Here is a 26,272-nt window from a genome sequence, read left to right as displayed (position 1 = left end):
CAGCAAAAAATGGTGCAAACATTCCGGTAGCCTTCATTCCATTTCGTGTTTTTGATATACAAAAACGGGCCACGAAATGTTGGCCGGGAGCATGTGGAATTGAAAACATTTTGCAAAATTATGCCTCTAAAAATACAAAAAAAAGTACTCCCGCAGGACGGGGCACCTTCTATAAAAAACATAAATATATTGTCGCTCATTCATAAGCCCATGCAATAGTTTACCCGTTACCCCGTCTGCTGTCAAGGCTGACTATTCCGGGGAAACGGGTAAATTATAGACGTCAAAAATGACTACCGATTATCAGAATCGTCGTCAAATTCATCCTCGTTTTCGGACTCTTCTTCGTCTTCTTCGAGGTCTTCATCTTCCAGATCATCATCTTCAACCAGCACTTCTTCTTCGCTGTCTTCTTCGTCAAAGATGTCATCTTCGTCTTCATCTTCTTCGTCTTCTTCTTCTTCTTCTTTATCCGTGCTGTCGAAGTCTTCATCACTGTTATAGCTGTCTTCTTCACCGAAGTCTTCATCTTCCAGATCATCGTCTTCATCGTTGATGATACGCGGACGCTTCGCACCCGTCATGGAATCTTCTGTTCCAGCTACCGGATACCAGCGCTTCAAGCCCCACAGACTTGTACCGACGCAAGCAAAACGGCCATCGATATTAATCTCGGTATATAGCTGGGCGATAAACTCGTTGATTTCTTCATCAGTCATTCCGCGCTGCTTCGCTACCTCATTCATCAAGTCACGATAGTAATACGGCGTATTAGCCGCTTTCAGCACCATAAAGGCAAGGTCCACCAAAGGGATCTCTTTTACCTTTTCTTTATCAATTTTCAAATTGAGCGAGGTACTCACTGCAGACACTTCCTCTCACACAAAATTCACTTTTTAACCCCTACGAACTGGACTGTTACGTATAACATATCCATTAACAAACCTAAGTAAAACCTATTTAGCGTTAAAAAGCAAGTTTTTATGTACGGATGTGACGCAAATGCGGAGAGCAGCAACAATATGTCCATATATTAAACGTGAAGTGGCATCGATCCCACAGAAATATCCTCTATTGCCAAAGAGACAACTCCATCATAAAAAAGACGGAGTCCCCTCCGCCTTCTGACTGTATACCCTTGGAGGATTACTCCTCACCAGGTTCCCCGCAAGAGCCCTCTAGCTCTCCATCCATCATATGTCTCTGCGCCCGTTTTGACACGAAGAGAATGTGTTTTTGTAAAAAAAGGGCAAGTTCCCCATGCGGCGGGATGAGCGCATTCATAGAATACCTCAGCATGTTCATCCCGAAGGGGGCTGCCCATTATGGACTATACTGGTTTATTGCATCAATTGATTGACGGAATGCGACGCCCTGAACCAGAACAAGGAGGGCGATATTTGATCCGATTTGCCAAACCGCAGCAGTACGAGGCCTGTCTCGTAGAATTGTCCCGAATGCGGAATGAATTCACCGATCTTGGGGTTGTCCGTTCCTCGCGACTGGCTCGTTCCATTATCGCTCCAGTCCAACGCCCGGAGGACCTATACCGCTATGGGGATGAGATTACAATTGAAGCAGACGTACCCATCTCCCTCCATGCCACCGCACTCCACAGCAAACCAAGCAATGCCCAGGGCATACCCTGGGGAGTGAAGCAGATTCGGGCGCCCAAAGTATGGTCTGTTTCTACCGGACACCGGATTAAAATCGGTGTGATTGATACAGGTGCTGATTATCACCATCCTGATCTTCGTTATTCCCTGGCACGCGGAATCAATCTGTTAAACCGCAGCCTGCTTCCTCATGATGATAACGGACACGGTACCCACATTGCAGGGACTATCGCTGCTGCCAACAGTACCGCAGGCATGATTGGTGTAGCGCCACGCTCCCTGATCTATCCAGTAAAAGCATTTGACCACAACGGATCGGCTTATGTATCCGATATTGTACTTGGCATCGACTGGTGTGTGCGCAACAAGGTCGATATCATCAATATGAGCTTTGGCATGAAAACACGCAGCAAGGCGCTTCTTGACGTTGTCAATCGTGCGTACCATGCTGGAATCGTTATTGTTGCTTCGTCAGGAAATGACGGCAAACGCCGCAGTATTGATTACCCTGCACGGTATCCCCAGACCATATCTGTTGGGGCAACTGACAAAAACAGACGTATTGCATCCTTCAGCAATCGTGGCGCATATGTGGATGTCTATGCACCCGGTGATAAAATTGTCTCCTCCTGGGTACAAGGCAAACATCACGAGATGAGCGGCACATCCATGGCGACGTCCCATGTGAGTGGCGCTATCGCCTTGCTGCTCTCCAAACATCCGGGGTTATCCCCTAGTGAAATCAAGACACTCGTCAAACGTGCTACGATCCCGCTGCGCGCCCGCAAGACCACCACCGCAAAAAGCAAGGTGCGCGGTGGTGAGATTGATGCCCTGAAGCTAATGCAAGAGGGCGGTGAGTGAGCCAGCTCTGTCAGCCGTCAGCAGAACTTGATTGAGGCTCGTGGCGAAACGCAGTAGCCCGGCCCAGGCAGTACGCACGAGGGAGTATTACGTAGCGGCTGAGACCCTAGATTACGCCTGCTATGATGTCAGGGCAGGCTAGTGTGCCTTGGATGGGTCAGGCATTCCGTTTTCTTCAACTCAGGGTACACAACAAAAAAAGTCTCCATGTACCACGTTGAAGGCACTCAACGTGGACATGGAGACTTTTTGCCTTAGGCAGAGCGGGATAGGCCGCGAGCCTGGAATTTACATTTTGTCAGGAGCGGTCACGCCTACCAGACGAAGCGCTGTTGCGATAACGGTACGTACAGCACCGATCAGTGCCAGACGTGCTTGAGTTTGCTGCGCATCTTCCGTAATGACACGTTCTGCACGGTAGTAGCTGTGGAACAGGGATGCCAGCTCGTATACATAACGGATGATACGATGAGGCGCATATCCTGTTGCTGCTGCCGAGATTTCCTCAGGCAGCTCTCCCATTTTGCGGAGAAGGTCATACTCGTGCTCTGTTGTCAGCTTGGACAGGTCAATCTGTGCCAGTGGCAACAGCTCAATACCCTGTTCTTCAGCCTGACGATATACGCTGCATACACGGGCATGCGCATATTGTACGTAGAATACCGGATTCTCATTGGATGTCGAAATCGCAAGGTCCATGTCAAAGTCCAGATGGGAGTCCATACTGCGCATTGTGAAGAAGTAACGGATGGCATCAATGCCGACTTCATCCATCAGATCTTCCATCGTTACAGCTTTACCTGTCCGTTTGGACATCTTCACTTTTTCACCGTTCTGGAACAAGCTCACCATCTGTGCAATCAAGACCACCAGTTTCTCAGGGTCATTGCCCAGTGCTTGCATCGCGGCTTTCATCCGTGGAATATATCCATGGTGATCGGCACCCCAGATGTTAATCATCGTGTCGTATCCACGAGCATATTTGTCGCGGTGATAAGCAATATCTGGTGTCAGATAAGTATACGTGCCATCGTTCTTGATCAATACACGTTCTTTGTCGTCACCGTACTGCATCGTTTTCAACCAAGTTGCTCCATCTTGCTCATAGATCTCATTGCGGTCACGCAATTCATCAAGTACTCGCAGCACTTCTCCGTTGTCATACAGGGAAGTTTCGCTGAACCAGATGTCAAAGTTAACACGGAAGCGATTCAAGTCACGTTTGATCTTGTCCAGTTCCTTCTCCAGGCCAAAGTCACGGAAATAAGCCGCACGGTCACCCGGATGCATGGACAGCAATTCGTCACCCTTTTCAGCAACAAGTTGCTTGGCGAATCCTTTGATATCTTCACCGTGATAACCGTCTTCAGGCATCTCAGCATCCTGACCCAGCTCTTGCAGATAACGAGCTTCAATGGAACGAGCCAGATTAAACACCTGATTACCTGCATCATTAATGTAGTATTCACGGGTTACATCATATCCTGCGTAGTCAAGGATGTTACATAGTGCATCACCTACAGCTGCTCCACGGGCATGGCCCAGATGCAAACTGCCTGTCGGATTGGCACTGACAAACTCCATCTCGACTTTGCGTCCTTCTCCGATGTTAATTCTTCCGTAGTCTTCACCCTGCTCCTGCACAAGCGCAAGTACTGGGTAAAGGTAACTCTTGTCCAATTTGAAGTTGATGAATCCTGGACCAGCAATCTCAGCCTTCTCGATTCCGGCTTCTGCCAGATTCAGATTGGCAATGATCTCTTCAGCAATCTGACGCGGATTGCGCTTGGCAATCTTGGTCAGCTGCATGGCAGCATTGGTTGCCAAGTCCCCATGTGTTTTCTCGCGCGGCACTTCCAATGTGATGGCTGGCAATTCCTCCTGCGTAACAATTCCGGCCGTCACAATGGCGTTGCCGATGGCCGTGCTTACCCGTTCGTTAATCGTATCTAGTGGATTACGTGTCATGAAATTGGTTCCTCCTGTATATGCAAACTAATCGCGAAATGTCCGGATTCTTCATCAAAGCGGTAAAAGTCGTAGCTCCACGCTGCGCGTGCGCTCAATCCCTGAATGGAAAGTTCCAGCTTCTGTGTATGCGTGGACAGGGCAAACGACATGTATGGTGATCGGTAGAAACCAGGAAGCTTCCGATTCAACTCAAAAGTCTGCTCCGATTCCACCTCACCGTGACGTATAATCTTGATGGATTGTCCGCCCAACTTCAATGTTGTACGGGTTGTACCTCCCTCAGGTCCAACCTGCGGTTCTTCATAACGAACATAAAGAACGGACCCTTTTAACACAGCTTCACCCTGCATTTCCTGCAGCACATCTTCACCTTCATAACGGCTGTGCAGCCGGATGTGTACCGGTCGCATGTTCGACATGAATGTTAACCTCCATTATATTCGAGGCGACGCAAAATCAGGCACGGCTGGTGAGAACAGCCCTTCCCGTATTGTTGTGTCGCTATACGCGCTCATATTCCCGGATAGCTCGCTATCCTACACTCTACTGTATAACTATATCCAGTTCCCTCGCTCAATTCAAATCCAAATTCAGAGTTTTTTCCTCATCAAGCCAAAAAAGAAGAGCCGCACCTGTAAAGTGCAACTCCCTTTTGCTTCATTATAATAAGATTCGTTCATCCGATCAGGCCCATTGCGATTCATAAGGAAAAGGACATGTTGACTCACTCAGCTTCGCTCGTACCTGTACGAGACAACCACAATGCCGACAAGTTGTGCCATATTGCAATCCCGGACAAGCAGAGCAGATGGAGAGCCGACGTTCATATTCCTCATCCTGTACCGTCGGACGCGAACGCGAGGCAATCTCCACAAGTCTGGCCATTTTGGCATCGCTAATCTTCACATCGTACTGATCATTACAGCCCTTGCAAGGTTCCTGCCTTTTCATCATTAACCCTCGACAGCGATGACCCCAACCGATGCTGGTGGAAGGACAAAACGCAAGGTGTTATTCTCCAGTGTGAGTCCTTCCCACGCCACAGGCTGAACTCGGTTCGGCTGTTCAAAGGTATTGAATGCACCAAAATCAGTATGGTGCAGAATCTGCCCGGTTACTTTAGCGGCTTGAGCTGCGTCCAGCTGGCATACAACTTCCAACTCATCCGTGTGGCTAAGATTACAAGCCGTCACGTGAATGACCCCATCCTTGTTGCGGGAGGCTGACAAGCTGAGCTGAGGAATGGTTTCTTCTCCGAAGGTATACCCAGGGCTTTCATAATTCAAATCCAGTCGCTGCGCATCCATATGAACCTGATACATATCAAATACATGATACGTAGGGGTCAGGAGCATTTTGTCCCCTTCCGTGAGCACAAGCGATTGAAGCACATTGACGATCTGCGCAAGATTTGCCATGTGTACCCGTTTATTATGTTGGTTGAAAATATTCAGATTAACACCTGCAAGCACAGCGTCCCGCATCGTGTTCTGTTGATATAGGAATCCTGGATTGGTTCCCGGCTCAACGTTATACCACGTACCCCATTCATCCACAATAATGCCGACTCTGCCCTCTGGATCATATTTGTCCATAATCTCGGAGTGCTTCACCAGTAATTCATCCATATGGAGCGTTTTTTTCAAGGTGGTAAACCATTCAGCTTCACCAAATCCTGTAGCTGCGCCTTTATCATTCCACTCTCCTGTAGGGATAGTGTAATAATGAAGACTGATTCCATCCATAAAGCGAGCAGCCTCCCGCATCAGGACTTCCATCCATTCATAGTTACCTTCGTTCGGTCCGCAAGCGATTTTATAAATCTCGTTTCCGGAATAGTTACGTACATATGTAGCATACCGGCGATATTCATCCGCATAATATTCAGGGCGCATATTGCCGCCGCATCCCCAGTTCTCATTTCCCACGCCAAAATACTTCATTTTCCACGGTTCTTCCCTACCATTACTCTTACGCCAGTTCGCCATCGGGGATTCGCCGTCAAATGTGATGTACTCCACCCATTCCTGCATCTCCTGCACTGTACCGCTACCCAGATTGCCACTAATATATGGCTCCGTGCCGAGCAACTCACATAATCTCAAGAATTCATGTGTACCAAAGTGATTGTTCTCTTCCACACCGCCCCAGTGTGTATTGATCATACGAGCACGCTCACTCTTCGGACCTACACCATCTTTCCAGTGATATTCATCGGCAAAACAACCGCCTGGCCAGCGAAGTACTGGAATATTAAGCTTCTGCAAGGCCGTTAATACATCATTTCGAATCCCATCCGTATTCGGAATAGGTGAATCTTCTCCTACCCACAGCCCCTCATAAATACAACGTCCCAAGTGTTCGGAAAAGTGACCATATATATTGCGATTTATTAATCCTTTATCAGAATCCGCCTTTAAAATAACATCAACCATGATTTCAACCTCCATATAATGTATTGTTATCGCTTACAATAACTCGTTTTAGAGTAGGTTTCAACCGTTTTTATTTCTACACAAACAAGCCTCTTCCTGTGTAATTGATTAGGAAGAGGCTTGTTTGTTATAGAAATTCATACAGAGACTTACCAAATTGATTTTTATACATTTCTAATTTGGATTTGCCCGTTTATTATTTCAGAATAAGAGACTACTTAATCCTGCTCTGAAGGCAACAACATTTTTTGTGTCCACGTCGTTCCACCATCTGTAGTCTGATAGATCACAGGAGAGTTATCACTTGTGACTACGAGCCAACCCGTCTTGGCCGATGGGAACGAGATACGGGAACTGTATCCCGGATCTTTCAGGTCAATATTTTTCCACGTGGAACCTGTATCATAAGAACGTCCAATACCCACTTTGCCAGCTGCGGGTGAACCTGCAGACAGATACGCCGTCTGATTACCAATCAACGCCATGTTGCCGGGATGACCACCCGGGTTGGCTGGTCCGTTTCCTTTGCCCGTACTGTTTGTACCCGGTGCAGGACCTCCCCCTGCTGTGGATTGTGCAAATACTTGGGTCCAGTTCTTGCCTTGATTACCGCTCGCATAGAGGGAGTACGATTGTTGGGACATGCCTGCATCACCATACAAAAGGGCCCATACTTGCTGGCCATGTGCATACAGATCCCCTCCGCTCCATGTGTCTGAGACAACTCGAAGAGAGGTGGTCCACTTCTTGCCGCCATCACTCGTTTGCTTCAGATGATATCCCGATCCAGGTACAACCACGACGGCATACCCTTGTTTCTCTGTTGCAAAGGCAGCTGCACGCGTGTTGGCAGGTGTATTCATTTTACTCCAGGTTACCCCGCCATCCTTCGTCTGATATGCACCATTATAGGTGTAACCATAACCTACATCTTTATTGCGAAAATCAATTCGCTTGAATTGAATGCCCGGCGTATCGAGCCGCGTCCAGTGCGATCCCCCATCATGGGTACGGATCAGATAGGTTGCAGGTGAATCCTTCACTCGCGCCAGCGCATATCCGTTCACATTATTCGGAAAATCAAGCTGAGTGAATTGCCACTGCCCGGTATATATGGACTGCCACGTACATCCTGCATTCGAAGTACCGATCAGGAAGCCTTCACCCCCAGCTCGTCCAGTCGTATCATTAAGAAAATCAATGTCAGTAAATTGCAGGTGTTGCTCTTCCACACCGCTGACCTTTTTCAATGTAGCAGATAGTCCATGATCTCCCTTTCCACATGCCTGTGAGGATGCAGCGTTAGCACCTGATAACGTATGTACCGGTCCCATCCCCCAAGCCAGTGTTAACGATAATGCGAGTGCACCAATCCGTTTCCATGTCATTGTACTCTTGGTTGTCATCGTAACACCTCCTTTTATGGTTTTACCCAAATTTGATGGTTCTAACGTAACAATCTGATTAACCCCGATGACAATTTCGCAAGAAAAAAACCACCTTTACCCATGATTGGATCATGTAGGCAAGGGTGGTTCATCACCAAACATTGTGTACTCTAAGTTAAATGGGATACGTCACCACAGCAAGGATAACAAAACTGACACTTAAGAAAAGGCATAAATATTAAGATGGAGTCATGCCAAGGCAGGAAACCTGCATGTGCGAGCTATACTAACACAAGCAAAAAATGGTAGAGACACGGGAACATACGTGCTATAATTAATGTTATGGACTTTTGAATATTGGTGGATGTTTTTCAGACCACGGCGCAGCTTCCCGAAAGGGGGTGACCGTCGATGGTCAAACTTGTGGCGCTTGATGTAATCCGATGGATTGCTGCGATCCTCAGTATTGTACTGAGTGGGCGGAAGCTTTACCGTTGGTTGCGCAAAAAGTTTCGTAGCAAGCGAAAACCCACCTCATAAGGTTGGATGCCTGACGGTGGGTTTCGCTTGAATAACAGTATTTAGTTCATGCGCGCCGTGGCAATCCACAGCCTTTCGGGTCCTAAGAGTCTTTACCGTTGGCAGCGGTAAAGGCTCTTTTTAGTATATGACCGAACCGAATCACCATATACTTCACGAATGTAATATATCAATTAATATACTACTGAATACTTATGTAGTCAGTATAGCACAGCTCTGTCCAAAAGTTAACAATACAAAAACGCTCTCCCCTGCGCAAAGTTGAAACCGCGCAGACAGAGAGCGTTATAATTATCGGTTATTCTGTGATTATTTCACGAATCCAAGCAGCATTTCACGGATCAGCTTTGCAGCTACAATCTGTGTCTGTTGTGTTGGATCATAGATTGGTGCAACTTCAACCAAGTCACAACCAACGACATTCACATCAGATCCTGCGATCATATGAACGGCTTCCAGCAGTTCCTTGGACGTAATGCCGCCCGCTTCTGCCGTACCTGTTCCTGGTGCTGCTGACGGATCAAGCACATCGATGTCGATAGTTACGTATACCGGACGATTACCCATCTTCGGAAGAGCTTCCTTCATCGGAGCTGCCACTTCAAATGGATAGAAGTTGATGTTCTCGCGACCATACTGGAACTCCTCACGGGAACCGGAACGGATACCGAACTGATAGATGTTTTTGCCCCCCATCAACTCAGCCGCTTTACGCACTGGTGTGGAGTGGGACAATGGCTCGCCTTCATAGTTTTCACGAAGGTCAGCGTGAGCATCAATATGAATCAGGATAAGATCCGGGTATTTCTTGTACATCTGTTGGATGACTGGCCAAGTTACCAGATGCTCGCCACCGAGTCCCACTGGGAATTTGTCGTCAGCGAGCAGACTGCCGATGTATTCATGAATTACCTCAAGGCTGCGTCCCGCGTTACCGAAAGGCAAGAGCAGGTCTCCAGCGTCAAAGTATGTCATGTCTACAATGCTTTTGTCGAGATATGGGCTGTACTCTTCAAGTCCAACCGATGCCTGACGGATATGAGATGGGCCGAAGCGGGAACCCGGACGGAAGCTGACGGTGTAATCCATTGGCATACCATAGATAACCGCTTTGGAGTTCTCATAATCCTCAGAGCTGCAAATAAATACGTTTCCTGAATAAGCTTGATCCAGTTTCATTAATGATTTCCCCTTTTATTTCGTTAAATCTTCCACGAATTTAGGAAGTACAAATGCTGCTTTGTGTAGACGCGGAGAGTAATACTTGGTATCCATCTCCGGGATTTGTGTCTCATCCACTTCGAGCGGGTCATGTTTCTTGCTACCCATGGTGAATGTCCACAAACCACTTGGATAGGTTGGAATATTACAGCCGTACACATGTACGATCGGGAAGATTTCTTTGACGTCTTTGTTCACCTTCTGGATCAGATCGGCCTTGAACCAAGGGTTGTCCGTTTGGGCAACGAAGATTCCGTCTTCTTTCAATGCTTCGTAGATGCCTTGATAGAACCCACGCTCAAACAATGGCGCAGCCGGGCCTACAGGCTCCGTCGAGTCTACGATGATCACATCGTATTCATTTTTATGTTCAATAATATGCATGTAGCCGTCGTTTACGAGCACTTCAACATTAGGCTCGTCCAACTTTCCGGCGATTTCAGGCAAATATTTTTTGGAGTATTCAATGACTTTACCGTCAATTTCGACGAGAACTGCTTTTTCTACAGCTGCATGTTTAATGACTTCACGAATGACTCCGCCATCGCCACCACCGACAACCAGAACTTTTTTCGGATTCGGGTGAGTGTTCAGCGCAGGGTGTGCCGCCATTTCGTGATATACGAATTCGTCTTTTACAGTCGTCATCACCATGCCATCAAGAAGCAACATGTTACCGAATTCTTCGGTCTCTACCATGGCCAAATCTTGAAAATCCGTTTTCTCTGTAACATAGGTCTGCTTAATCTTCGCGGTGATCCCGAATACCGGGGTCTGTTTCTCCGTAAACCACAATTCCATAATCTCTACCTTCTTTCCGTAAAGTTAATGATCAGCCATACCCGACCAAGTGCTGTGCACTATAATCGGTTCGCCCAAGCACGTCCAGCGTTCGGCGCCATATCGCGTTATCATTGCTGGCCTGCGGGAAAGGTCCGCGGTTCACTTCATTATATAGATTAAATTGACCAGAGCGTGCAGAGCGTCTGACTAATCAATGAATCAATGACCATTCGTCTGTTCGTCCTTACGCGCTTTAGTATCTTGTGCCGAATCTTACCTTTTCATTACCCTTTTGCATTATACGCGATTGACGTTTATACTGCAAAACGGTTTTTAAGGCGAAAATGCTACATTTTGTTTGCTTATGCACCCGATTGAATATCCCTGCCAATCAAGTCCCATACTGGAAGAAAAGAGAGGAGCCCGTTCCATGACCAAGCCAAATCAAAAGACCCGCAAACGCGGGTTCCGTATACAAAAATTGTTTAAAAACCTGTCTCTGCTCGCCGTGCTCGCCATACTTGCTACCGCTGCGGGATTGGTTTACCTATACGCAACCAGCCTGCCCCTAGCAGACTCTGATCGGAATTCCAGATTACTGGACAGTCAAGGTGAAGTCATCGCTACCTTCTCTGCAGGTGGCAAAGACTCTGTACCCGTTCAACTGGAGGATATCGCTCCAGATCTGGTCAATGCCACTCTGGCTGTAGAGGACCGCAAATTCTATAATCACTACGGGTTCGACGTGCAAGGGATGGGACGGGCTGTGCTTGTTAATCTCGAACATATGCAGATGTCGCAGGGTGCGAGTACATTGACTCAACAGCTGGCGCGTAACCTGTATCTGTCTCATGAGAAAACATGGACTCGCAAAGCCAAGGAAGCCATGTACACGGCGCAATTGGAGATGAAATATAGCAAGGATGAAATTTTGCAGATGTATTTGAACGAAATCTATTATGGGCATGGTGCGTACGGAATTGAAGCGGCTTCACGAATGTATTTTGGCAAATCAGCCAAACAGCTGGATCTTGCAGAGAGCGCCATGCTGGCAGGAATCCCGAAAGGACCTACCTACTATTCACCCTATAACCATATGAAGAATGCCAAAGACCGACAGAAGATTGTGCTGAATGCCATGGCGGATATCGGCAAGATCACCCAGGCTGAAGCCGATAAGGCCTATGAGAAAATGCTTTCGTTCAAACCGGAAAGTGAGCGTAAAACGGTGGAAAGTGCCCCGTATTTCCGTGACTATATCCGGAGTCTGGCTATCAAAGAGCTGGGAATCAGTGAGGCAATGCTGGATCATGGGGGATTAAATATCTACACCACCCTGGATCTGCGTGTACAAAAAGCGGCTGAAGATGCTGTAGCAAAAGGTATGGATGCCAAAAGCGAGCTGGAGACGGCTCTCGTGTCCATCGACCCTCGTACGGGCTACATCAAAGCCATGGTAGGCGGCAAGAATTACCGGACCAATCAGATTAACCATGTACTGGCGACAACGCGCCAGCCAGGTTCGGCGTTTAAACCCATTATGTATCTGGCAGCCCTGGAATCCAAGCAGCTCACCAGCGCATCCATATTTAACAGTGAACCTACCCTGTTTCACTATGACAATGACCGCAAAACCTATAAACCCGGCAACTTTGGAGACAAGTATCTGGGTGAGATTGATCTAAGACAAGCGATCGCCGCTTCAGATAATATCTATGCGGTGAACACCATTATGCAGATCGGTCCTGAACAGGTTGTGAGTATGGCGAAAAACCTTGGCATTACAAGCAACCTGAGCGCCGTACCTTCTCTTGCACTGGGAACGTCACCTGTCAGTCCGCTGGAGATGGCGTCAGCCTTTTCCGTCATTGCTGCTGGTGGACAACGGACGCCACCTGTCGCCATTCTGCAAGTAACAGATGCCGCAGGACGTGTACTCTATGAATCGCCTCAAACCAAAGCTGAGACCGTCGTGGAACCTGCAGCAGCTTATGTCCTGACTCGTTTAATGGAAAGTGTCTTCGAAAATGGAGGAACGGGCAACCGGGTGTCTAAGGCGATCAAACGTCCGGTTGCCGGAAAGACAGGGACGACCAATACGGATGCCTGGCTGGTTGGGTTCACACCCGAGCTCTCCACCTCTGTATGGGTAGGGTACGACCAAGGCAAAGCCATCTCGACTTCGGATGGTCGCCGGGCGGCGCCGATCTTTGCCCAATTCACAGAGCAGGCTCTTGCGAGCGTACCACCCAAAATTTTCACCGTGCCTGATCATGTTGTAAGTGTCTATATCGACCCGGAATCCGGAAAGCTGGCAGGCAACGGCTGTGAAGAGAAACGATTGGAAGTCTTTATTGATGGCACTGAACCAAAAGAGGTTTGTCATGGTACGACGGATGATTCGGATTCTGGAGAAGATGAGAAGACCCGTCAGGTACAGAATCAACAAGGCATACAGGAAGAGAAACATTCATGGTGGGGAGATTTCAAACGTTGGTGGGTAGAATGACGCAAATGCGCTATGACTTAGTTGCGCCACCTATAACCCCTGATTATATTGAACAATTGGAAATTCTCTCTGGATGAAAAACTCATAATTATTCAGATCGATGAATACGATTATTTCACAAGCAAAAGACCCCCAACCGAACTTTCCGGTCAAGGGGCCTTCTGCTTTTTTTTGCTTTTATAACTTTGTTGAAAATGATTTGCCTTAGGCGAGTGCTTCCTTCAATACATCTGGAGAAGCATTCCACCACTCTTCGTTGTGTGAGATCAGCAGTGTCTTAAGTGCAGCTCGAGCTTCAGGTCCAAGCTCATCCAGCATGAAGCGACGCTTCAAGGCATAATCCATGCGATTCACATGTTCGGCCAGCAGTTTCCATCCACGTCTTGCTTCTGTATCAATCCACATCTCACATGCCGTTGCTCCACCATACAGTTGGCCTTCCTCCGTGCGATCGACAGCTACCCACACCAGCCATACCTGGCGTCCGTTGGGCACATCCTCACGATTGGTAGAGAACTTGATATTGCGTTCCACTTTACTCTTCGCATGCATCGCACCAATATCGATTTTGGCTTCGCCATTATCAATAATGACCGGGGAAAGGTTATTCAGTTCAATGGAACCTGCACCGAAGCCTTTATGCTTGCTTTTTGCACTAACGATATTCAAGGCAATCTGTTTTTTGCCGTTTTGCTCGTTTTGGTCCATGTTTATAGCCTCCAAGGGTTGATACAAATATTTTAACTAATAATTGCCCCATTGCAAACATATACATGCTGTAGATGCTTGTCAACGGGAGGTATTTAACGATGATTCCACGACGCGCCAAGAGCTGGCTCACTGCATCCCTGGCCCTGTGTGTACTTGCCGGAGGGATATGGATCACTCTGGGTTATAATCGCTCAACTCATTCCGAATTGCCAGTACTCGCCCCCGAATCGGGCAAGCCCAAGGCAATAGCTCCAATTCCAGCACCTCCAGAGAGTGTACAGACCCCTACAGCCGAAGTGTACAGCAACCGTGTTGTGGAATACCACATGGATGTGAAGCTGGTCGAAGGAAACGTATTGGAAGGGACTCAGACGATCACCTGGACTCATCCAGGCAAAAAAACCGTCAACGAGCTTTACTTTCATATGTATCCCAACGCCTTCTCTTCTGCTGACACCACCTTTATGAAGGAATCCGGCGGAAAGCTTCGGGGTGATGTCATGCCTACCAATGGTTACGGCTCCATGAACATTACCGAAATGAAAACGGAGGACGGGCTCTCTCTGCTGCACCGGATGCAGTACGTGCAACCAGATGACGGAAATATCAAGGACACCACCCTCATTAAAGTACGCCTGCCCAAACCCGTCAAAGGCGGGGAAAGTATCACACTCCACACCCGATTTGAAGTGAATCTGCCAAAGATTTTTGCCCGGATGGGAACTGCTGATCATTTTGTCATGGCAGGTCAATGGTTTCCCAAATTAAGTGCCTATGAACCTGTAGGCAGGCGTGGACGAACAACGGAAGGCTGGAATCTGCACCAATACCATGGCAATTCAGAGTTTTACGCCGACTTCGGTATATATAGTGTGCGTATTCGGGTGCCTGAAACATACAAAGTTGCTGCTACCGGATTTCCAACGCAGCAAGCCGTGGTGAAGAATGGAGAAAAGGTCTATCAATTCTACGCCGATGATGTGCATGACTTCGCATGGGCAGCCTCACCCGATTTTGTGTACGCAGAGGAGCCATTCTCCGCACCCAATGTGCCTGGTGTACGAATCAAGTTATATCTGGACCCAGCTCATCAGGATCTGAAAGAACGTTATTTCCATGCTGCGAAGGCCGCTCTAGCCAATTATAGCAAATGGTTTGGCCCGTATCCTTACGCTACCTTATCCATCGTAGTTCCACCCAAAGCGGGGAACGGTGCTGGAGGTATGGAATACCCTACGCTAGTTACGGCCTTTGGAGCCGATGACACTACGCCAGGTTATGACCTGGAACGTACCGTAATCCACGAGATCGGACACCAGTACTTCTACGGCATGGTTGCCAGCAACGAATTCGAGGAGGCCTGGCTGGATGAGGGATTCACCTCTTATGCAGAAGACAAACTGATGGAGCAGGAATACGGATTGATTCCGAATCTGCCGGTACAATCGGGACTGATTACGTCTCCTTCATCCTTAACACAAGAATCTTGGAAGTTCGATTCACAGAATGAGTACGCCGCCAATGTCTATACACGTGGCAAGCTTGTATTGCTTGGTATCGAACATCAAGTCGGTGCCAAAAAGATGGAACGCATTCTCTCTACCTATGTGAAGAAATACCGCTTCAAACATCCCACTTCGGCTGATTTCCAGAACGTTGTGGAACAAGTGACCCGCACTTCCTGGTCTGATTATTTTGATCAATACGTCTATGGTAACGGGATGGCTGACTTTGCTGTAGAGAAGATTCGTGTTACGCCCGTACAGAAAGACGGTCAAACATTGTACGAGTCATCCGTGACGATCGCAAAAAAGGGCAGTGATTACAGCGCCGTTCCTGTTCGCATTGCTTTTGAAGACGGGCATATCCTCACCAAGCAATGGAATGGACAAGAAGATCGCATCACGTATAAATTAACTCACACATCCCCCGTATCCTGGGCCATGACCGATCCCCTGTACTCGATCGTGCTGGAGAACCGCCATATGAACAATTTCCTGAAATCCGGACTGGATGAGCAGGCAAAGTCCCGCTGGAGCATGAGTGTAACCAAACTAATAGAAGCCATATTCGGAGGTCTGTCATGGTGAGGTGGAAACGGTGAAAGCGAAAATACGTGAAGGCTGGTTTCTCGTCCGTCAGCATATGTTCATTGCCGCACTCTTATTTCTCTATCAACTCATTTGGGGATATTTCTTCTATCGAATGGTACAGTCGGCGGTCATCCCACTACTCCTTCGCTATCCAGATGCTGATGCCGGTGAGCTGAGTACACTTTTGTTCAAAATGGAAAGTCAACTTAACCTGTCTACCCATCCGGAGGTTCATCGTTATCTATGGATTCTAGGGGGCATGCTGCTAGTTCGCATGTTGATCAGCCCCCTCATTCAGGCAGGACTGCTCTACTCACTTCAGCACTTTAATTCTACAGAAGAGCGCATCCCCTTTGTCCGCGGAATCAAAAATCTGTGGAAACCGATGCTGCTTCTCCACACTATACGTACATTATTGATCCTTCTGCCCGCCTACTGGCTCATACCGAAGCTCTACTCCATTCTCATGGACGGATTTCACTCGCTTCAATTACTTTTGCCTGGTATACCTTATGTTGCTGCTTGGATTGTATATGGTTGGATCATCCACCATGTCATACTCTACATGCAGTTCGGTGTGTCGGCACCAGAAGGAGAAGGCGGGGCTCACGGTACCCTCAAAGCACTCTGGATTGCAATGCGTCATCTCATCGCTGTAATCGGCATTGCACTCCTGCTGGGCGGAGTACACCTGCTCGTCTTTGGGGCCTTCACTTCAGCCTCATGGTTATTAACGGGACTTACCGGACTTATACTACAACAGACGTATCCACTTGCCAGATGTCTATTGAGTCTGTGGAAAATATGCAGCCATTTCCGATTATGGCAGTCCAAAATATCCAAAGGTGAGAGCAGATAGTTTAAAAATTGTTACCATCACATGTTAAACTCATGGCCTAATATGTACTTATAAATAGGCAAACCTCAACCTTTCCCCGTCAAAGGTCGAGGTTTTTTTTGCTAAATTTGTTGCTAAACGTTGCCAAAGCCGTACTCCTCTGTTACAATAATCGCAGTGAGTTTTTAGTAACAACTTTGTAATCTTTACATTCATATTTGTAACTACTTAAAATTAAATCGTCATTTCTTGATTTCGCAGGTGCATAACTAGCATAGCCAAATTCCTGGCACCTGGGAAGCGGGGGAACCAGTTATGGGTGAATTGATCTTGCTACAGAGGGATCATAGGGGACCTTCAACCGAATCCTTAAGCTAACCTCGCAGGCATTGGAAGGGGAATATCTCTTGTTCAAGAAGAAATTAACCGCAGCTGTACTTAGCATCACATTCGCTTTATCGCTTGGTGCAGGTAGCGCATTCGCAGATTCAAAGATGGACACAGTAATTGATTCAGCAATGGGAACTACATACAAAAGTGGGGGAACAACGCTTAACGGCTTTGACTGCTCCGGATTTACACGGTATGTATTCGACAAGTTGGGTATTGATTTGGCACGTCAATCCAGTTCCCAATTCGATATGGGTGATTCCGTATCCCGCATGGAAATGAGAGCTGGTGACCTGGTGTTCTTTAATACAACAGGTAAAGGCGTATCTCATGTAGGAATCTTTGTAGGGGATGGAAAGTTTGCACACTCCTCTTCTTCCAAAGGCGTTACGATCAGTGCATTGAGTGAAAACTATTGGGCCAATCGTTATGTTGGCGCGAAACGGATTATGAGCACGGACGCATATGAATCACTGGCCCTTGACTAGGGACAAGCTGAGCAACATGATGCTGTAACCATTAACCATACTGGAACGAAGCAAGAAGCATAACAGAACCGCCCGGTACATTCTCCGCAGGAATGTATCCGGCGGTTTTTTTGTGATTCAATCCTTATTCATGTTGCAAGTTACTCAGGGCATATCCTGCGACATCAACAGGTTCATTTTGCGTTCGTTCGTCCGTGCCCTTATGATGTTTTTACCCATCCCGTTATAATATAAACGGAATTACCGGAACTTTTGTTTCATTTTTTTCTTGGGAAGGAAGACTTGCTAAATGAACATCTCTTTTGTAGAGTGGACAAAGAGTTCTGTTTCAAGGAAAGGAGCATGCGGGTGTATGAAGGAAACCCCTGTGACGTTTCACGTTGTACCCATGCGAGAAGAACATGCGGAGCTTATCTGCAGTTGGCAGTATGACCCGCCTTACAATATCTACAGCTGGCTCCCCTGGGAGCAGATGAAAGCTCTGGAAGTGGAATTCGGAGATGCGCAGCTGCGGCAGGAGCAATACGCGATCGTCCTGGATCAGAACGATCGTATATGCGGGTTTGCTCAATACTTCCCACTTCAAGGGGTAACCCGGATTGGCCTTGGCATGCATCCAGAGCTGTGTGGTCAGGGTCAAGGGACAGATTTTGTCACTGCCATTGTACAGGAAGCCATTCGCCGAAATCCCACGAATGAGATTGATCTGGAAGTACTCACTTGGAATGCTCGTGCCATTCAAGTCTATCTGAAGAGTGGATTTGTCACCCATGATACCTACGAACGACAGACCCCAAGCGGCTTGAAGCCCTTTCACTGTATGGTTTATGAAGGGCCTCGCGGTTAGAATCCATTGTAAAACAACCAAATTTGCCCCTTGTTATGTGATTAGTTCAAAAAATTCCCACAAAATGCTATGATGTCAGTACAGGTTCCGTTATAATGATATGGATAGTTTCAGGTTAGATGATCTTTCATTCTGGAGGGGACATAAGGGATGCACAAATGGATCATGAGCGGAGTATTTTTTGCAGCATGCGCTTTAGCTATTGTTTTAATGTTTACGCTTCCAGGGAAAGAAGAAGTGGCTGAAGAAGCCAAACCAACCATGCCGGAAGTAACATTGGATGCCGGACAGGCTGAGGCACTGGTCAAAGCCAATTGTATCTCCTGTCACGGGGATCAGCTTCAAGGTGGCGTAGGACCTGCTCTGGCAAACATCGGCAGTCAGGATGATCTGGAGAAGATCTATTCTACGATTGTCAAAGGTAAAGGTGGTATGCCTTCCTTCAAGGGCAAACTGCAGGATGAAGAGATTGCAAATATCGCCATATGGCTGTCAGAGAAGAAATAATCTCTGCACGAACTACATAATGAAGAGGCCCTTAATCCCCTTTTGGGAGAATAAGAGCCTCTTTGTTATACCAATTATTAGGCATCTGCCGCGTGCTCGGCCAGAAAGGCCTCAACTTCACTTGCGGACGGCATCCCGGACTGGGCGCCGAGCTTCGTCACGGATAACGCGGCCGCACCCATGGCGAAGCCTACGGCCGCGTCCAAAGTCTCACCGCGCGCGAGGGCTACCGCCAGCGCGCCGTTGAAGCAATCGCCAGCGCCGGTCGTATCGACGGCGCTTACGGCGTAGCCGGGCGCACGGCACGCGCCGGCACGCCCTGCTTGTACGCGGCCACCAGGCGCCGCCGCGTACACAGCCCCCTCGGGGCCGAGCGTCGTAACGACAGCGGCCCCGAGGGATGCGGCGAGCTCTGCGACCGCCGCATCCAGGTCTTCCGGCCGGAGATGATCCCGGCCGGTAAGCACGGCAAGCTCGCTGCGGTTCGGCGTGACAACGTCGACGCACCGCAGGAGCTCCTGGGGCAGACCCGGCACCGCGGGAGCCGGGTTGAGCACCACCAGTGCGCTGCCTTCAGCCGCCAGTTGGGCGGCGCGGGTAACCGCTGGCAGCGGGATCTCCAGCTGTAGCAGCACCGCTGCGGCTGCAGTCAGGCTTTTTACCGTATCCGCCTCTTCCAGCATCTCAGGCACCACTTGCCCATTCGCACCAGGAATAACAATAATCCGGTTGTCTCCCCTAGAGAGCCAAATGGACGCCGTCCCTGTAACCGTGTCTTCCAATACGCGAACCTGCGAGGCATCTGCACCACTTTCCGTCAGACTGTGCAGCAGACGTTCGCCAAAACCGTCCGATCCCACCGCACCAATCATCGTAGTCTGTCCACCCAGACGCGCAGCAGCAACAGCCTGGTTGGCCCCTTTGCCACCAGCGAGATAATGCAGTTCCTCACCGCTCACAGTCTCTCCCTCTTCCGGAATCATGTCTGTCTTCACCACGAGATCCATATTGAGACTGCCTACGACAGCAATGAGAGGTTGTTTCTGATTATAGTCTGACATGTATGGTTCACTCACTTCTGGCCGCGCGATAATAACTGACCTCGTTATTCCGACCTCATTTTGTCATAAGCTTCGTTATATTGTCCTGCTTCCTTGATATCTACAGATGTGATACCACCCGCATCCCATGACGTCAGACGCAGCGTAACCGTTGTATAGTCAATCGTAATAAAAGGATGATGATTGAATGCTTCCGAGATCGCAGCGACCTCATCCACAAATGCAATCCCTTTCATGTAGTTGGAGAACACGAATTTACGTACAATCCACCGTCCCTCTTCCAGTTCCCAGCCTTCCAGCCTTCCCAGATGAGCTTCGACTTCCTCTTGCGAAAAAACCATGCGTTATCTTCCTCCCCATAGGATGGTACATTACAGACGTGTGTCCGTATAACCACCGACACCTTCGGTGCGATCAACAGCAACCTCAAAGGCCAGGCTCACCGCCATGCGGTTGGCCCATTTCACGACTAACATCTTACCACGGACTAGCTTCAAAATCCAATCAACTACGTGGCTTAGAACCAATAACCATAAGGCTTTGAGGGAAATTCCAATTCCATTTACACCCCTGAAAATGCATATAAACGCACTAAATTAAAGGTACAAACGTCAACTCTTCTTCCCCGATCAAAATATGAATGCGGTGCTGTTCCTTATCATGGATGACCACGCCACTTCCAACCGGAATAACGGACTCCTCGCCCAGCGCATAGAACAGATCCTCAGCCAACGCCTCATCCACTTCAAGTTGGTCAGATGCAGCCAGTCTCTCCCACTCTTCCGCGTCCATTTCAAAGAAAACATACCGATCCGGTATGCGTCCGATTGCCGTTGTCAGATCTGTCAAAATTCCTTCATAATCCCGTCCATGCTTTACGCCCATTGGCTTTTCACTCCTATTCGGCCCCTAAGGAGCGGATTTGATCTTATTATACCTGAAAATAGCCCTTAAAAAAAAAGGCCTTCTGGTCGATAAATACATATATGACCGTTTTAACTGTTTTAGCAACCGTAAGGAATGCCTAACATTGAACGGATTGCGGCCAAAAATTCGTCCGGAAGCCCGAACACAGCCGCTTGAAAGGATTCAATTTTATCTCATGGATGAGGTGTATGATGAACATTTCAACGATTATTGGACTAATTTTGGGGCTGGTCTCCCTTGTATTTGGTATGTTCTTGAAGGGTGCGCCCTTAATCAACCTGGTTAACAATCCCGCAGCCTACATTATTATCTTTGTTGGTACGGCAGGAACCATCTTTATCGCATTTCCGATGTCTGAAGTTAAAAAAATCCCTAAGCTTTTCGGGATTGTTTTCAAAAATCAAGTACTTATTGATCGCGTATCCCTGATCGGCACATTTATGGATTGGGCTTCCACTACCCGTCGTGAAGGTTTGCTTGCACTGGAATCAAAAGTAGAAGAGATTGACGATCAGTTCCTTCGTGGCGGTATGCGTATGATTATAGACGGCAACGATCAGGAATTTGTAAGTGATGTACTCATGGAAGATATTCATGCTACAGAGGAGCGCCACCGTGGCAGTGCCTTGATCTTCGCTCAGGCGGGGATGTACGCACCAACGCTTGGGGTTCTCGGGGCCGTTGTAGGTCTCATCGCAGCACTTGCCGATCTCAGTGATATGGAGAAACTCTCCCATGCGATTGCGGCAGCATTTATCGCAACACTCCTTGGTATATTTAGTGGTTACGTGTTATGGCACCCGATGTCTAACAAGCTGAAACGGATGTCCAAGCAAGAAATGGAGATCAAGCTGATGATGGTTGAAGGACTGTTATCCATACAATCCGGTGTCTCCACCATCGCCATCAACCAAAAGTTATCCGTATTCCTGACACCTTCCGAACGTAAACAACTGGAAGAGAAGGAGGGATCATCAGGTGAAAAAGGCTAAGAAGCACGAACCACATGAAGAGCATATAGACGAGAGCTGGTTGCTCCCCTATTCCGACTTGATGACCTTGTTGCTTGCTCTGTTTATTGTATTGTTCGGCATGAGTTCAATCGATGCAGCTAAGTTTGAGCAGATGGCTTCCGCACTAAACAGTGCATTAAATGGAGGTTCCGGAATTCTGGACCATTCGTCCATGAATCCGGATACGCCAGGTGCCGATTTAGGTAAGAACAAACAGGAACCTACAGAAATCACCAAGAAAACACCAGCTCAGATTACAGATGCACAGATGGCTAAGAAAGAACAAGAAGACCTGGAGAAACTCAAAGAGCGACTCGACAAATATATCTCGAAGAACGGGCTCTCGGACCAGCTGAACACCAAGCTGAATCAGTCTGAATTGAAGATCACCATCAGTGATAACGCCCTGTTCTCCTCAGGCCGAGCAGATGTGAAGCCTGAATCACGATCCCTGGCCAAAGCAATCTCAAGCATGCTGCAGGAGTTCCCTGAATATGAAGTGGTTGTATCCGGTCATACCGATAATATTCCCATTTCGAACAACCAATATAAGGATAACTGGGATCTAAGCGCAGATCGTGCGCTCAACTTCCTGAAAATCCTGTTGCTGAACACGCAATTGGACCCTTCCAAATTCACACCAAGTGGTTATGGAGAGTATCACCCGATTGCCAGCAATGACACCAATACCGGACGGGCACAGAATCGACGTGTAGAGGTATCTATCATTCGGAAGTATCAAAGTAACAATACAAATGTAAAAGCTGTTGGCGAAGGAAACTAGAGGCCTGCAGCGATTCATTAACCAAAGACCGTTCTCCAGGTACAAGGAGAACGGCCTTTTTGGTTTATATAATGCTTATGCTTTGGTTTATCTCTACATTTTTTCACACTATTTGCGAAGGTTCCCTGTCGTTATTGACCCTATACCAAAAAGCCCTGCGCTCCTTTTCGGAAAGCAGGGCTTCAATCAGTTAATTAGTCAAAGTCGAATCAACTATTCCAGTGAATAGTCCAACAGACCGCCCAGCTCAGCTTTTTCAGCAGCGGTAAGCTCTCTCCATGCACCTGTCGCCATTTCTCCAAGATGAATATTCATGATCCGAACACGCTTCAACTTACGAACCTCGTAGCCAAAGGCACTACACATCCGCCGAATCTGACGGTTCTTTCCTTCAGTCAGGATGATACGGAATACTCGATCCGTCATCCGGGTCACTGTACAAGGCAGGGTCATTTCACCCAGGATCTTCACCCCAGTGCTCATACCTCTAAGGAAACTCGGGGTTACAGATCGATCAACAGTAACGATATACTCTTTCTCATGGCGTCCTTCTGATCTAAGAATCCGGTTAACGATATCACCATCATTGGTCATCAGGATCAAACCTTCTGAGTCCTTATCCAGGCGCCCAATTGGAAAGATACGTTCATCGTGTCCGACAAAATCAACGATATTGCCCTGAATATGCTGCTCGGTTGTGCTTGTGATCCCGATCGGTTTATTCAGCGCGATATATACGTGTTTTCTCTTTTCCTTGATTGGCTTGCCGTTGATTCGTACATCGTCGCCTTCTTCTGCCTGACTGCCCAGTTCAGCCTTAACTCCATTAATGGTTACCTGACCACTATCCACCAACTTATCTGCTTCGCGCCGGGAGCAGTAACCTGTTTCACTAATAAATTTATTAATACGCAAAAGGTAATCTCACCTCATCTATTTCTCTTCATCTGTAAATGGTTCATCCGTTATCTGATCTACCTCAATAACTTCCGGTTGTTGCTCGGATGCAGGCAGTTCAATAATAACCGTTGTTCCCTTGTTCATGATGCTTTTAATATCCATCATGCCCTTATGTGATTGAATAATGCGCTGACTGACCATCAGGCCAAGCCCTGTCCCAGACTCTTTATTCGTAAAGAAAGGCTCCCCAAGCTTGGGCATCATCTCTTCCGGGATACCAATGCCTTCATCCCTGATCTCAATTCTGACGCGTTTCGACTGCTCGTCATGCTTGAGCTTGATATGGATGCTTCCTCCATTTGGCATGGCCTCCATACCATTTTTCAGCAAATTGATGAATACCTGCTTCAATTGGTTCTCTTCACAGTGTACCATAGCCGAATCGGATGAGGCACGCAGTACAAATTCTACACCATGCAGATGCGCCTGACTATCCAGTAATGAGATGACATCGCCAAGAATAAAACGAATATCCCGATTCTGAAAATGAACCGCCTGCGGTTTCGCCAAAATCAGAAATTCACCGACAATAAGGTTGATTCGATCCAGCTCCGATAACATCAGATCCAGATGACGATGATTCAGCTTGTTGCTCTCTTGCTGTAACTGTAGGAATCCACGCAGCGTGGTCAGTGGATTACGAATCTCATGTGCCACACCTGCTGCAAGCTGGCCCACGGTTGTTAGCTTCTCAGAACGCCTGAGCAACTCTTCCATCCGATTACGACTTGTAATGTCCCTGGAGACGCTAATCAGCGCTGTAATCTCTCCAGCCTCGTCTCGCACCGGAGCCGTACTGACACTGACCTCTACTCGGGTCCCGTCTTTCTTCATCCAGGTGGTTTCGTTGGACGTAATGGACATCCCTTCAACGAGTTGGGCATGCTGACGTTTCATTTCTTCTTCTGCTTCTGGCGGGATGATCTTCAGATTACGACCTTCCACTTCACGACTTCGAAATCCATATAATTGTTCAAATGCCCGGTTAACCCGAAGCACCTTTCCTTCAAGATCCGTAATGTGAATGGCATCCGCTGTCTGATTGATAATGGACTCCAGATGTTCTTTCACCGCCCGATTCTCTTCATACATCTGTTTCAGACGGCTCGTATAATGGCCTAGATTACGAATCATGGCATTAATACGATTGGCCAGTTGACCAAGTTCATCCTTCCTCCGTACTTTCAGACGGAAATCAAAGTGCCCTTCCGCTACATCATTCACTTTGCCCAGTATGGATTGGATCGGACGCGTAATATACCCTGCGAGCAGATAGCTGCCAAAGATCACGATCTCCAGCAAAACCAACGATATGGAGGCATGGCTCACCAACTGCTCAGATACCATGGAGGATATTTGCTTATAGTCCATGACAATACTGATCACATAGGAAGACTGATTGGGTGTGAAAATGGGAATAAAACTCTTCAATACCTTCTGTTCGTGCGTTTCACTGACAAAAGATACATTTTGCCCTGTTCGAATGGCGCGCACCACAGCACGATGATCCTCATCCGTAGAACCATACTGGTATGTACCAAAACGAATCGGTCTGTTATTCAACTTGCTAAAGTTCGAATCTCTTCCGTCATCACCCATGTTCGGGCTGCCAAAAGTCAACGGATTGATGCCTGTAATCTCCAGAATGGAGGGATTGACCTCACGAATTTTATTTAAAATCTCATCCGGACTAGAGATTTTCACATAGTCATCAACTTCCGTATTATTATAGAAAGGATTGATTATGTAGTTTCTCTTTCCATCATGGTAGTAACCCCAGATATCAATATCCGAAGGACTGGATGTCGAATATTCGAATCCATCTGACCAGAAATGCTCCAGCTTCTGCCCTTGGGGAATCGTCACCTGTTGTTTTTCAAACAACTGCTTAAAGGCCTGATACCAATAGGTCATGGATTTGGTGGATAGCCCGATTTCTCTCGGATCTGAAGAGCGGCTAACAACGATGTCATCATCCGTCTGCTCCATTAACGATATATGTGAGACGCCGACCTTTTGGCTCAAGCGTACAAGTTCTTCATTTGTGATATTATTAATATCCGGGTCCAACTCTTCCGCTGCCATGACAGCAGCAAGCCACAGATTGTTTCCAATCTGCCGTTTTACATAATCCGAACTGTATTGATTCTGTTCGACAGCAATTGCAATCTGCTTTGCAGTGAGCACCATCTTGTTTTCACTGTCCTGCCTCAGATTCTCTTCTGTAGTATAATAACTCAATGCGATATTCAACACTAAAATAACGAGCACTGAGCACGACATAATCATGGATAATTTCGTTTTAATAGACAAGTTTTTTTGTTCA

Annotated in this window: 25 protein-coding genes and 1 riboswitch; of the genes, 10 read left to right on the top strand and 15 right to left on the bottom strand. The window is 47.6% G+C overall.

The features are described 5' to 3' along the window. Window positions 1-293: 293 nt before the first annotated feature. Entirely contained in the window at window positions 294-863 is a 570-nt protein-coding gene (rpoE, locus tag AC4E8D_RS00600; protein ID WP_221824826.1) for a DNA-directed RNA polymerase subunit delta, read from the bottom strand. 462 nt (window positions 864-1,325) lie between these two features. Here rpoE and AC4E8D_RS00595 point away from each other — a divergent pair, with 462 nt between their 5' ends. Continuing rightward, window positions 1,326-2,480, top strand: a complete 1,155-nt coding sequence (locus AC4E8D_RS00595) for a S8 family peptidase (RefSeq protein WP_221824824.1) — start codon at window positions 1,326-1,328, stop codon at window positions 2,478-2,480. 288 nt (window positions 2,481-2,768) lie between these two features. On the opposite strand, the gene argS is transcribed toward AC4E8D_RS00595, so the two are convergent. From argS to AC4E8D_RS00570, 5 genes are all read right to left on the bottom strand, one after another. Beyond that, the gene (gene argS, locus AC4E8D_RS00590) at window positions 2,769-4,448 is read right to left on the bottom strand and encodes an arginine--tRNA ligase (protein ID WP_221824822.1); all 1,680 of its coding nucleotides are present in this window, start codon (window positions 4,446-4,448) and stop codon (window positions 2,769-2,771) included. Further along, complete coding sequence (locus AC4E8D_RS00585; protein ID WP_017691299.1) at window positions 4,445-4,870, bottom strand: YwiB family protein; 426 nt, start codon at window positions 4,868-4,870, stop codon at window positions 4,445-4,447. The genes argS and AC4E8D_RS00585 overlap by 4 nt, the downstream gene beginning before the upstream one ends. A gap of 265 nt (window positions 4,871-5,135) precedes the next feature. Then, window positions 5,136-5,405, bottom strand: coding sequence for a DUF6171 family protein (locus AC4E8D_RS00580; RefSeq protein ID WP_237178610.1), 270 nt, complete (start codon window positions 5,403-5,405; stop codon window positions 5,136-5,138). Beyond that, on the bottom strand, window positions 5,405-6,886 hold the full coding sequence (locus tag AC4E8D_RS00575; RefSeq protein WP_339181074.1) for an alpha-N-arabinofuranosidase: 1,482 nt from the start codon (window positions 6,884-6,886) through the stop codon (window positions 5,405-5,407). The genes AC4E8D_RS00580 and AC4E8D_RS00575 overlap by 1 nt, the downstream gene beginning before the upstream one ends. A 218-nt stretch (window positions 6,887-7,104) precedes the next feature. Continuing rightward, window positions 7,105-8,292 (bottom strand): WD40/YVTN/BNR-like repeat-containing protein, encoded by a 1,188-nt coding sequence (locus tag AC4E8D_RS00570; protein WP_490205721.1) that lies wholly within the window; start codon window positions 8,290-8,292, stop codon window positions 7,105-7,107. Between the two features lie 393 nt (window positions 8,293-8,685). On the opposite strand from AC4E8D_RS00570, the gene AC4E8D_RS00565 reads away from it, so the two are divergent. Further along, the gene (locus AC4E8D_RS00565; RefSeq protein ID WP_490205720.1) at window positions 8,686-8,814 is read left to right on the top strand and encodes a hypothetical protein; all 129 of its coding nucleotides are present in this window, start codon (window positions 8,686-8,688) and stop codon (window positions 8,812-8,814) included. A 309-nt stretch (window positions 8,815-9,123) separates the two neighbouring features. Here AC4E8D_RS00565 and speB read toward each other — a convergent pair whose 3' ends face one another. Together speB and speE are read right to left on the bottom strand one after the other, a co-directional pair. Continuing rightward, complete coding sequence (gene speB, locus AC4E8D_RS00560; protein ID WP_237178613.1) at window positions 9,124-9,993, bottom strand: agmatinase; 870 nt, start codon at window positions 9,991-9,993, stop codon at window positions 9,124-9,126. Window positions 9,994-10,008: 15 nt separating this feature from the next. Next, window positions 10,009-10,836 carry a polyamine aminopropyltransferase gene (gene speE / locus AC4E8D_RS00555; protein WP_017691306.1) on the bottom strand — a complete coding sequence of 276 codons (828 nt, stop codon included), beginning with the start codon at window positions 10,834-10,836 and terminating at the stop codon, window positions 10,009-10,011. Between the two features lie 412 nt (window positions 10,837-11,248). On the opposite strand from speE, the gene AC4E8D_RS00550 reads away from it, so the two are divergent. Continuing rightward, complete coding sequence (locus tag AC4E8D_RS00550) at window positions 11,249-13,327, top strand: transglycosylase domain-containing protein (protein ID WP_490205719.1); 2,079 nt, start codon at window positions 11,249-11,251, stop codon at window positions 13,325-13,327. Between the two features lie 204 nt (window positions 13,328-13,531). Here AC4E8D_RS00550 and AC4E8D_RS00545 read toward each other — a convergent pair whose 3' ends face one another. Then, window positions 13,532-14,035 carry a YwhD family protein gene (locus tag AC4E8D_RS00545; RefSeq protein ID WP_221824814.1) on the bottom strand — a complete coding sequence of 168 codons (504 nt, stop codon included), beginning with the start codon at window positions 14,033-14,035 and terminating at the stop codon, window positions 13,532-13,534. 101 nt (window positions 14,036-14,136) lie between these two features. Here AC4E8D_RS00545 and AC4E8D_RS00540 point away from each other — a divergent pair, with 101 nt between their 5' ends. From AC4E8D_RS00540 to AC4E8D_RS00520, 5 genes are all read left to right on the top strand, one after another. After that, a complete protein-coding gene (locus tag AC4E8D_RS00540; protein ID WP_339181063.1) occupies window positions 14,137-16,128 on the top strand; it encodes a M1 family metallopeptidase in 1,992 nt (663 codons plus the stop codon). Window positions 16,129-16,138: 10 nt separating this feature from the next. Further along, window positions 16,139-16,990, top strand: coding sequence for a hypothetical protein (locus AC4E8D_RS00535; RefSeq protein ID WP_490205718.1), 852 nt, complete (start codon window positions 16,139-16,141; stop codon window positions 16,988-16,990). Window positions 16,991-17,235: 245 nt separating this feature from the next. Then, a riboswitch (cyclic di-AMP (ydaO/yuaA leader) is annotated at window positions 17,236-17,373 on the top strand. 3 nt (window positions 17,374-17,376) lie between these two features. Next, complete coding sequence (locus AC4E8D_RS00530) at window positions 17,377-17,847, top strand: C40 family peptidase (protein WP_036607285.1); 471 nt, start codon at window positions 17,377-17,379, stop codon at window positions 17,845-17,847. Window positions 17,848-18,199: 352 nt separating this feature from the next. Beyond that, complete coding sequence (locus tag AC4E8D_RS00525; RefSeq protein WP_221824811.1) at window positions 18,200-18,694, top strand: GNAT family N-acetyltransferase; 495 nt, start codon at window positions 18,200-18,202, stop codon at window positions 18,692-18,694. A 150-nt stretch (window positions 18,695-18,844) separates the two neighbouring features. Next, window positions 18,845-19,201: a c-type cytochrome gene (locus tag AC4E8D_RS00520; protein ID WP_490205717.1), complete on the top strand. Its 357-nt coding sequence runs from the start codon at window positions 18,845-18,847 to the stop codon at window positions 19,199-19,201. A 77-nt stretch (window positions 19,202-19,278) separates the two neighbouring features. On the opposite strand, the gene rbsK is transcribed toward AC4E8D_RS00520, so the two are convergent. The 4 genes from rbsK to AC4E8D_RS00500 form a co-directional block, all read right to left on the bottom strand. Continuing rightward, complete coding sequence (gene rbsK / locus AC4E8D_RS00515) at window positions 19,279-20,277, bottom strand: ribokinase (protein ID WP_445253529.1); 999 nt, start codon at window positions 20,275-20,277, stop codon at window positions 19,279-19,281. 29 nt (window positions 20,278-20,306) lie between these two features. Beyond that, entirely contained in the window at window positions 20,307-20,603 is a 297-nt protein-coding gene (locus tag AC4E8D_RS00510; RefSeq protein WP_062838136.1) for a 4a-hydroxytetrahydrobiopterin dehydratase, read from the bottom strand. Between the two features lie 30 nt (window positions 20,604-20,633). Continuing rightward, window positions 20,634-20,759, bottom strand: coding sequence for a hypothetical protein (locus AC4E8D_RS00505; protein ID WP_490205716.1), 126 nt, complete (start codon window positions 20,757-20,759; stop codon window positions 20,634-20,636). A gap of 94 nt (window positions 20,760-20,853) precedes the next feature. Continuing rightward, the gene (locus AC4E8D_RS00500) at window positions 20,854-21,147 is read right to left on the bottom strand and encodes a hypothetical protein (protein WP_074092938.1); all 294 of its coding nucleotides are present in this window, start codon (window positions 21,145-21,147) and stop codon (window positions 20,854-20,856) included. A 233-nt stretch (window positions 21,148-21,380) separates the two neighbouring features. On the opposite strand from AC4E8D_RS00500, the gene motA reads away from it, so the two are divergent. Together motA and motB are read left to right on the top strand one after the other, a co-directional pair. Beyond that, a complete protein-coding gene (motA, locus tag AC4E8D_RS00495; protein WP_211085594.1) occupies window positions 21,381-22,181 on the top strand; it encodes a flagellar motor stator protein MotA in 801 nt (266 codons plus the stop codon). Next, window positions 22,168-22,986 (top strand): flagellar motor protein MotB, encoded by an 819-nt coding sequence (motB, locus tag AC4E8D_RS00490; RefSeq protein WP_237178619.1) that lies wholly within the window; start codon window positions 22,168-22,170, stop codon window positions 22,984-22,986. Before motA ends, motB begins: the two co-directional genes overlap by 14 nt. Window positions 22,987-23,199: 213 nt before the next feature. Here the strand turns inward: motB and AC4E8D_RS00485 are convergent, their stop codons facing one another. Both AC4E8D_RS00485 and AC4E8D_RS00480 read right to left on the bottom strand, forming a co-directional pair. Further along, a complete protein-coding gene (locus AC4E8D_RS00485) occupies window positions 23,200-23,901 on the bottom strand; it encodes a pseudouridine synthase (protein WP_339306393.1) in 702 nt (233 codons plus the stop codon). Between the two features lie 18 nt (window positions 23,902-23,919). Beyond that, the gene (locus tag AC4E8D_RS00480; RefSeq protein ID WP_490205715.1) at window positions 23,920-26,259 is read right to left on the bottom strand and encodes a PAS domain S-box protein; all 2,340 of its coding nucleotides are present in this window, start codon (window positions 26,257-26,259) and stop codon (window positions 23,920-23,922) included. Between the last annotated feature and the right edge of the window lie 13 nt (window positions 26,260-26,272).

It is taken from the genome of Paenibacillus sp. SRL342 (assembly GCF_984798905.1).
This window is presented reverse-complemented; position numbering and strand designations above follow the sequence as displayed.

Excerpts from the sequence above, each read along its gene's own strand:
- AC4E8D_RS00595 (WP_221824824.1), top strand. The coding sequence starts at position 1,326 with ATGGACTATACTGGTTTATTGCATCAATTGATTGACGGAATGCGACGC.
- argS (WP_221824822.1), bottom strand. The coding sequence starts at position 4,448 with ATGACACGTAATCCACTAGATACGATTAACGAACGGGTAAGCACGGCC.
- AC4E8D_RS00585 (WP_017691299.1), bottom strand. The coding sequence starts at position 4,870 with ATGTCGAACATGCGACCGGTACACATCCGGCTGCACAGCCGTTATGAA.
- AC4E8D_RS00580 (WP_237178610.1), bottom strand. The coding sequence starts at position 5,405 with ATGATGAAAAGGCAGGAACCTTGCAAGGGCTGTAATGATCAGTACGAT.
- AC4E8D_RS00575 (WP_339181074.1), bottom strand. The coding sequence starts at position 6,886 with ATGGTTGATGTTATTTTAAAGGCGGATTCTGATAAAGGATTAATAAAT.
- AC4E8D_RS00570 (WP_490205721.1), bottom strand. The coding sequence starts at position 8,292 with ATGACAACCAAGAGTACAATGACATGGAAACGGATTGGTGCACTCGCA.
- AC4E8D_RS00565 (WP_490205720.1), top strand. The coding sequence starts at position 8,686 with ATGGTCAAACTTGTGGCGCTTGATGTAATCCGATGGATTGCTGCGATC.
- speB (WP_237178613.1), bottom strand. The coding sequence starts at position 9,993 with ATGAAACTGGATCAAGCTTATTCAGGAAACGTATTTATTTGCAGCTCT.
- speE (WP_017691306.1), bottom strand. The coding sequence starts at position 10,836 with ATGGAATTGTGGTTTACGGAGAAACAGACCCCGGTATTCGGGATCACC.
- AC4E8D_RS00550 (WP_490205719.1), top strand. The coding sequence starts at position 11,249 with ATGACCAAGCCAAATCAAAAGACCCGCAAACGCGGGTTCCGTATACAA.
- AC4E8D_RS00545 (WP_221824814.1), bottom strand. The coding sequence starts at position 14,035 with ATGGACCAAAACGAGCAAAACGGCAAAAAACAGATTGCCTTGAATATC.
- AC4E8D_RS00540 (WP_339181063.1), top strand. The coding sequence starts at position 14,137 with ATGATTCCACGACGCGCCAAGAGCTGGCTCACTGCATCCCTGGCCCTG.
- AC4E8D_RS00525 (WP_221824811.1), top strand. The coding sequence starts at position 18,200 with ATGAAGGAAACCCCTGTGACGTTTCACGTTGTACCCATGCGAGAAGAA.
- AC4E8D_RS00520 (WP_490205717.1), top strand. The coding sequence starts at position 18,845 with ATGCACAAATGGATCATGAGCGGAGTATTTTTTGCAGCATGCGCTTTA.
- AC4E8D_RS00510 (WP_062838136.1), bottom strand. The coding sequence starts at position 20,603 with ATGGTTTTTTCGCAAGAGGAAGTCGAAGCTCATCTGGGAAGGCTGGAA.
- AC4E8D_RS00500 (WP_074092938.1), bottom strand. The coding sequence starts at position 21,147 with ATGGGCGTAAAGCATGGACGGGATTATGAAGGAATTTTGACAGATCTG.
- motA (WP_211085594.1), top strand. The coding sequence starts at position 21,381 with ATGAACATTTCAACGATTATTGGACTAATTTTGGGGCTGGTCTCCCTT.